Source organism: Rhodococcus sp. OS5 (assembly GCF_056837585.1).
The window spans coordinates 763,099-770,753 of the sequence record NZ_CM166368.1 but is presented as its reverse complement, the minus strand read 5'-3'; the positions used below and the strand labels follow the sequence as shown (position 1 = coordinate 770,753).

General features: G+C 62.5%; 7 protein-coding genes and 1 riboswitch. Of the genes, 4 read left to right on the top strand and 3 right to left on the bottom strand.

The features are described 5' to 3' along the window. Positions 1-92: 92 nt before the first annotated feature. Positions 93-974 (top strand): HhH-GPD family protein, encoded by an 882-nt coding sequence (locus tag ACVZUB_RS03590; protein ID WP_007726916.1) that lies wholly within the window; start codon positions 93-95, stop codon positions 972-974. Here ACVZUB_RS03590 and ACVZUB_RS03585 read toward each other — a convergent pair. Together ACVZUB_RS03585 and ACVZUB_RS03580 are read right to left on the bottom strand one after the other, a co-directional pair. Next, a complete protein-coding gene (locus tag ACVZUB_RS03585; protein ID WP_230691625.1) occupies positions 971-1,996 on the bottom strand; it encodes a hypothetical protein in 1,026 nt (341 codons plus the stop codon). The two genes, ACVZUB_RS03590 and ACVZUB_RS03585, sit on opposite strands and share 4 nt — an antisense overlap. A 59-nt stretch (positions 1,997-2,055) precedes the next feature. After that, entirely contained in the window at positions 2,056-2,967 is a 912-nt protein-coding gene (locus ACVZUB_RS03580) for a hypothetical protein (RefSeq protein WP_063315057.1), read from the bottom strand. A gap of 224 nt (positions 2,968-3,191) precedes the next feature. On the opposite strand from ACVZUB_RS03580, the gene ACVZUB_RS03575 reads away from it, so the two are divergent. Continuing rightward, on the top strand, positions 3,192-5,879 hold the full coding sequence (locus ACVZUB_RS03575) for a helix-turn-helix transcriptional regulator (RefSeq protein ID WP_082893266.1): 2,688 nt from the start codon (positions 3,192-3,194) through the stop codon (positions 5,877-5,879). A 38-nt stretch (positions 5,880-5,917) separates the two neighbouring features. Continuing rightward, positions 5,918-6,343: an HIT family protein gene (locus tag ACVZUB_RS03570; protein WP_003945905.1), complete on the top strand. Its 426-nt coding sequence runs from the start codon at positions 5,918-5,920 to the stop codon at positions 6,341-6,343. Here ACVZUB_RS03570 and ACVZUB_RS03565 read toward each other — a convergent pair. After that, the gene (locus tag ACVZUB_RS03565; RefSeq protein WP_042453393.1) at positions 6,328-7,065 is read right to left on the bottom strand and encodes an alpha/beta fold hydrolase; all 738 of its coding nucleotides are present in this window, start codon (positions 7,063-7,065) and stop codon (positions 6,328-6,330) included. The two genes, ACVZUB_RS03570 and ACVZUB_RS03565, sit on opposite strands and share 16 nt — an antisense overlap. A gap of 45 nt (positions 7,066-7,110) precedes the next feature. Here ACVZUB_RS03565 and mhuD point away from each other — a divergent pair, with 45 nt between their 5' ends. Continuing rightward, on the top strand, positions 7,111-7,419 hold the full coding sequence (mhuD, locus tag ACVZUB_RS03560) for a mycobilin-forming heme oxygenase MhuD (protein WP_007726927.1): 309 nt from the start codon (positions 7,111-7,113) through the stop codon (positions 7,417-7,419). Between the two features lie 88 nt (positions 7,420-7,507). Beyond that, a riboswitch (cobalamin riboswitch) is annotated at positions 7,508-7,646 on the top strand. Positions 7,647-7,655 lie beyond the last annotated feature (9 nt).

Here is a 7,655-nt window from a genome sequence, read left to right as displayed (position 1 = left end):
GCCGTGTCGGCGACTGCCGATAAAGTGGCCCCCACAAGTCGACGTCTCCTTCGTCGACCGGGAGCGCAGGTTCGAGGAGTGTGTCGGTAGCAGTGGCAGTGGAATCTTCGGTGCTGCTGAAGTGGTACTCCGAGACGGCTCGCGACCTGCCGTGGCGACGCGAGGGCGTCAGTGCCTGGCAGATCCTGATGAGCGAGATCATGCTCCAGCAGACGCCGGTGGTGCGCGTTGCGCCAATCTGGGAAGAGTGGGTCGAGCGCTGGCCGGTGCCGTCGGCGATGGCAGCGTCGAGCCAGGCAGAGGTGCTTCGCGCGTGGGGCAAACTCGGTTATCCACGACGCGCGCTGCGGTTACACGAATGCGCGGGCGTCCTGGCTGCCGAGCACGGTGACGTGGTCCCGGAAGACGTCGATACCTTGCTCTCGCTACCGGGAATCGGTTCGTACACCGCCCGCGCCGTCGCGTGTTTCGCCTACGGACAGCGAGTGCCTGTGGTGGACACCAACGTACGACGCGTAGTTGCGCGAGCCGTCCACGGCAATGCGGAACCCGGGAACCCGTCCAACACGCGAGACCTCGCCGACGTCGCGGCGCTGCTGCCGAGGACGCGTGCGCGCGCCGCCACCTACAGCGCAGCTCTCATGGAACTCGGTGCACTGATCTGCACGGCGCGGAACCCGAACTGCGAGAACTGCCCTTTGCCGAACTGCGCGTGGGTCGCTTCGGGCAAACCGGCACACACCGGACCACCCAAGAAGGTGCAGAAGTTCGCGGGCACAGATCGCCAGGTTCGTGGAAAATTGATGGCCGTTCTTCGCGAGAGTCACCGTCCGGTCGAGCGCGCGCAACTCGACATCGTCTGGCCGGCCGATCCGGGTCAGCGTGACCGTGCGTTGCATTCACTGCTGGTCGACGGACTGGTCGAGCAGACCGACGACGGCCTGTTTGCGCTGGCCGGAGAGGGTACGGCTTAGCCGACTCGCAGCGGGGTGCATTCTTCGGCTGTGGGTTCGTCGGTCTGGAGCGGTGCGACTTCCGGATCAGAACGCCGAAGTACTGCAGGAACGGCAGGCACCACTGGATCGCAAGGCGCAAGTGTCGGAATCTGTAGGGCAGCGCCGGGCGGGGGCCCGCTGGTGGAGGTCGCCGACTCGGCGCCGATGTTCGGGCTATCCGTGGACACCGCGCGCGACCCGTCTGGGGACAGCGCGATCAGCAACCCCGTCAACATGAGTAGAAGCGGCAGTACTATTGCCGCCGCCCACCGGACCCTGTTGACGGGCCGGACAGCCATGCCGCCACCGGACCGAACTTCGCTTCCGCGATCGGCCGCTACCAGCGCAGCCCCTATCGCCAGTTGGGTCCGCTCGCCGAGAAACAGGAAGCCGAGACCTGCCAGTTCAGCGGCTTCCGCGGACGGCTGCCGAGAGTCTTCCTTCACGAGCATCGCGACGAGCATCTTGGGCACAGGGTCTCGTTCGGCGACGAGGAGGTCCAATGTCGCAGCAAATGTCGAGCTGTCCGCAAGCAACTCGGCCGTGTCGTAACGATGCGCCGAGTCCACGACGCCTGCTCTCGGGTCGACGGCCGCGATCACGGTCTCACTGCCGTCCGGCCAGAACGCGAGAATCGGCGAAACACCAATGAGAGCGTCGACCGTCCGCAGGTAGGCAAGCCGTGCGTCGAGACCGTTGACCAACTCGATGTTCTCGAAAGGACTGGAGGACAACGAATCCGAGACATGTTCGCGCACGTCCGCACGCTCGCACATCACTCCGACGACGGTGGGGCACAGATTCGAGCGCAGGGCTCGACCGGTGGCGACCTCGGCCGCGGAGGCGAGTGCGCGCGCCGACGCTTGCGGAGAGGGAACAGTCCCGTCTGCACCCCAGGGGTGACGGAACTCGTCGATCGAGCCAAGAAGGGGTGTGTCCGCATCTACGAGAGCTGTTGAAATTGACTGATTTTCGAATACAACGCCCAGGCTTTCACGCACTGGATCCTCCATTGACTGCTACTGACTGTTACGAGTGTTGCCATTCCTGCGAAGCTGTATCAGAACGTCAGGCCACCGACCGCCATTGCACCTGGTTCCAGCACCACATCCACCGGCGCTCGGCCGTCGACCGTGACGCGATACGTCCCCGGTAGCAGTCCGACAAACGAGAAGTGACCCTCGAACGGTTTCACCGTCCGCGCTGTCGCGTGCCCGCATTGATCGACGCCGTCGATCACCACCGCCTCCGAGATGCCCGATGTCACCAGACCTGAGATTCGTCCATCTGCCGAGACAGCAGCCCACTGGCTTCTCTGACCACCAACAGAAATCCCGTACGGATCACACACTCCCGGGGTGGTCGCCACCCGCACCGTGACATCGCCCGACCGCACGCGAACCGCCCCCCGATCTGCGGTGACCAGTGCAGCGATCGGTAGACCGTCGGCGTCTTCCCGCTTTCCCGCAGTCATCGTCGCCGTTCGGGTGAAGTACCGGTCCGCTTCCAGATTGCCTATCAGGCAATGTAATCCGACCTCGTCGACACCCGAGCCGTCTCCGCAGTAATCAGGCACGGACGGCAGAACGAAACCTCGAGGCACCGGAAGTTGCACGACCACGTCGGAGAGCGGGTTGCCCCGGACACCGATGTCGATGACATACGTCACCGGATCACCCTCTCGGACAATGCCGTTGGACGGTCCCGAATCGAGCCCTGGACCGTCAGCGGGATCGAAGGGCGGTGCACCGTCAATCACCGTCAGCTCGACGGCGAAGGGAGGCACGAACTCTCCCTCGGCCGCCAATCGAACATCCGACTGCATCGGCAGCAAGCCGAGCGCAGCAGCGCCGACCACCAGAGCTCCGGTCACGACAACTATGCCGATACCTCGCACTCCTCGGCGCCACGCTCTCGGCCGGAGTCCGACGACAACGGCCTTCGACCGCACCTCTGACAGACGAGTTCTCACGACGCTCCTTCGATGTCTGACTCTCGGGCCTCCGACAGGCGCTCGCGGCCACATTTGGCGAATCCCGAGCTACGTTCAATAGAAGTCGCTCGAGGGACTCGAAAGCCAATGGTGACGGCGTGATTGTGTGGGTGAACTTCTCTCAGCCGGGGTGAATTCCCGGGTGAATTGCCCGGGATGGCACGCTCTGGATTCGCACCAGCTACGCTCCTCCCTGTAGATAGATGGATCGAGACAATCCGCCCAAACTCTTCAATCATTGCGGGGCGCGAAAGCAGAAAGGGTCCGCGTTGATGTTCGGGATGGACGGCCACGACTGGGCAGCTATTCCCGAAAGGCGCACCCTCGCGACGTCGATTCCCCGGCAAGCGCTCTTCGACAAACTTGACCGACGTGCCGCGCTGACCATCGTCCGTGCACCGAACGGCCACGGGAAATCGTCGTTGATCGCATCGTGGCTGCGCGCCCATTTGGCATCCGAACGAATACTCGTCTGGGTCTCGGCCCCACGGCCCTCGTCGACACTCGAAGATTTCTGGGCCGTTGTCCTCGATCGAATCCACGCTGCCGGAATCGCACTGCCCGACGTCGACGATCTCGCCGATCCTTTCACCGCTGTCGCCAAATCCCTGAACGCCCTCAGCCGCCCCGTGCTGCTCGTGCTGATCAGGCCGGATCTGATATCGGAACCAGAGTTGGACGATCAGTTGATCGAACTCCTCGCCCTCTGCCACAACCTGGACCTCGTGGTCACGCTCTCGGGCTTCGGCATGTTCTCCGAGCCGTACCTGCTCGACACGGACCACGAGGTGATAAGCGCGAGTGAGCTGTTGTTCACGAGAGCCGATACCGCCCATTTGCTCGCACAAGCTGACGTACACACGACTGACGGTGATGCCGAACAAATCACATCCCTGACAGGTGGGCTGCCAGCGCTGGTTCGTGTCGCCGTTCCCGCCGTCCAGACATCGGGTAGCCGCAACCGCGAGCAGATGATCAGGAAGAACATCGCGCAGGCGATCGACGACTACGTGAACAAATCCGTTCTCATGACCGCTGATCATGTGGAACAACTCGAGTTCCTGCTCGCGACGGCCTTTGCGCGATCGATCACCGTCGACATCGCCGCCATGCTGTTCGAGTCCCAACACCCTGAGGATGGCGAGACCGTTCATCAGATTCGCGTGCGCCTGGCGATACTGGAGACAGCCGGGTTGTTGTCACGGGTCGAGACCGAAGCCGAAGAAACCTGGGAGCTGCCTCCCGCCATTCGTCGATCGATACTCGCGCACCAAAAGCGCGCTGGAGTCGATCCGGCGCAACGTCTTTCGTTCCTCGCACACAACCGACTCGACCACGGTCATCACGCGTCGGCGCTGGACTACGCGGTCGAGGCACAGAACTGGACCCTGGCAGTAGACATCGTCGAGCAACACTGGGTGACGATGATCGTCCACAATCTGGACTCGGTTCGCTCTGCTCTCCAACGGATTCCGGCGGAAGCAGCGGACAAACACTCTGCCGTGGAGGCAGGGCGCGCACTGTTCACGATGCATCCTAGCGAGCGCTCGACGGTAGTCGACTTGCTACCCGAATCGCCGGCAGAACTGTGGGCTCTCGGCGCTGAAGCCGGCGCGAAGGACGCCTTGAGCATTGCCTGCGTTCAATCGATCATGCTCAGGATGGCAGGCGAGTACGGGCTCGCAGCAGAAACCACCAGGCGCCTGTCTCATCTCAGTCGCAGTGCGCTGGAGAACAACCCGGAAGCGGTCAGCGCACAGCTCCCTCTCATGCGACTTCAATGGGCGATCAATTTTCAATTGAGCGGCAGGTTCACAGAATCCACGATCAAGGCTCGAATGGCGTACCACGGCGCCCTGTCTCATGGAGTCGACTTCATCGCTCGTAACTCTGCGGGAAGTGCCGCCCTGAATTGGGCGCTGGCTGGTGAGCCGCGGCAGGCCACACACTGGTCCGAACTCGAACAGAAGCATCCGGACCCCGGCGGTTGGCTCGAACCTGTGGTCAAGATCGCCGGCCTGACAGCACGGGCGCTCACTGCTCTCGACACACTCGACTTCGACGACGCACGTCTCGCATTGACCGAACTCGGTCTTCCGTCCGACACCGAGGAACTGTGGGCATTCGTCGTCTATGCGCATTGCCAATTCGCCTTGACCTCCGGCGACCACACTGCGGCACTACTGTTGCTCCACAATGCGATCGAAGCACATTCCAAGCAGTACACGGCTACATCTTTCGCGCTTCCTCTGTTGCAATCCGCAGAGATCGATCTCTTGCTCGCTCTCGGACAGGGGAACAATGCCGTAGCACTGGCCAAGGAGATCATCGATCCTGCAGCCAACCCGTGGACGCTCACGTCGGTGGCGCGTTTACGTCAGCGGATCGGCCAGAACGAGGCCGCGGTGGCGCTGTGTCACCAGTTCGACTGGTCTGGCGTATCCTATCCGCGGGCACAGATGGAATCGCTTCTGGTGCAAGCGGTTGCCCACTCCGAGCTGGGTGAGCCACGCCTCGCCTCTCAGGAGTGGTCCAGAGCGTGCAGCATCGCGGATCAGACCGGACTTCTACGTTCGTTCGCGACCATCGCATCGTCGGACGTCGAGAAACTCGAATCGATGGCCGAAACGAAATCGCGTGCACTGGCCGAATTCTCGAAAAGGGCTCCTGCGGAATCTTTTCCGGAATTCGTACATATCGTGGAGCTGACCGAACGCGAACAGAAAGTCCTCTCACTCCTGGCGCTCGGCATGGGGTCGGCTGCGATGGCCGACAAACTGTACGTGTCCGTCAACACCGTCAAGACTCAACTGCGCACTCTCTACAAGAAGCTCGACGTACACAATCGAAACGAAGCGATCACGAGGGCACGCCAACTGCGCTTGCTGTAGTCGGGGTCGGATCTGATTTCGGACTACATTCTGTAGGCATGAGCACCGATTCCTGCGTCTTCTGCAAGATCGTCGCGCTGACCGAGCCGGCGATTCTCGTTCACGAGAGCGAGACAACTCTCGCATTCCTCGATGCACGGCCGGTGAGTCGCGGACACACCCTGGTGGTCCCCAAGCGTCATGCAGAGAACCTCGATGCTCTCGAAAGTCACGAAGGCGCAGAGATGTTCCGCGTCGGCACGCTCATCGCCGGAGCTCTACGCCGCTGCGACATCGCCGCTGACGGAGTCAACTTTCTCGTCAACGACGGGCGTGCCGCGGGCCAAACCGTGTTCCACTCGCACCTGCACGTCGTCCCCCGCCATCGCGGCGACAAGGCGAAGTTCGCTGCTGGACTCCTCGCCAGGCGAGCCGTCGAGCTGGAGCAGGTGGGCGCGTCGATCCGAAGTCAGCTCACGGTCTGAAGGAATTCCGTCACCACTTCGCGATAGCGCTGCGGTTGATCGTCGTGGACCAGGTGGCCTGCATCGGCAATACGTACGTACCGAGTTCCCGGCCTCTCGGCCATCTCTCGCATCTGTCCCTCAGGGGTGATGGTGAACTCTCCCTCGATCAGCAAGGTCGGCACCTCGATCGCCTTCCACTGATCCCAGAAATGCCTCGTGCCCCACTCCTCCGAGATGTCGCGGAAGGTCGACACGTCGCCGTGCAGGTACCACCCGTCGTCGCGGCGGTCGAAAGAATCGAGAAAGTACTGGCCGGCGACGGGGCCGAAGAATTCCTTCATCGCCTCCTCGGAAGCAAACGGCTGCGGCCACGCCGAGATCATCTGCGCCCAGTCCGCAGCGGTGCGTCCACGAAAGTCCGGGGCCATGTCTTCGAGGACCAGCGCACAAACCTTTTCGGGATGCGCGGCGGCGAAGCACCACGCATGCAGAGCCCCCATCGAATGACCGATCACGATCATCGGCTCCTCGATGGACGCAACCGCCGATGTCAGGTCCTCGACGAATGCCTCGGTAGTCAGTGCCGCTGGCGCCGGCCTGCCGTGACCGGCAGCGTCGAAGGTGTAGACGTGGCCGAACTCGCGGATCCACGGCACCTGGCGTCGCCACGTTCGGGAGCTGCCCATGAGGCCGTGCAACAACAGAATCGGTTGTCCCGTTCCACCTTCGTCATGCAACACGAGTGTCACGGTACGCGGTGAAGGTGCGCGGGTAATGTCGCTTGCATGGCAGTCGTGAAGATCAATGCAATCGAGGTCCCCGAGGGCGCCGGCCCCGAACTGGAGAAGCGCTTCGCAGCACGCGCTCACGCAGTCGAGAACTCCCCGGGCTTTCTCGGATTCCAACTCCTCCGCCCCACCGCCGGTGAGAGCCGCTACTTCGTGGTGACCCAATGGGAGTCCGAGCAGGCGTTCGCCGATTGGCGTGACGGCCCCGCCCGTGAAGCCCATTCCGGCGAGCGCGCGAAGCCCGTCGCTTCGGGTGCGTCGTTGCTCGAATTCGAAGTTGTCCTGGACGTCGCCGCAAAGAGCTGATCTCGAGCGATTGTGCCTGCCTTGGCGGGCACAATCGACGGTCATCTCGGCTTCACGCGTTGACACGGTGCGGGCTGTAGTGCAAAAGTTCGCATGTAAACGCGATGGTCCGACAGGAATCCGGTGAAAGCCCGGAGCGGTCGCGCCACTGTAATTCGAGGTGAAGTGCCTTTTTCGGCACGACAATTTCGACAGCCAGACACTTCGGCCATCGCATGGACCTAGGGGACGCGAAA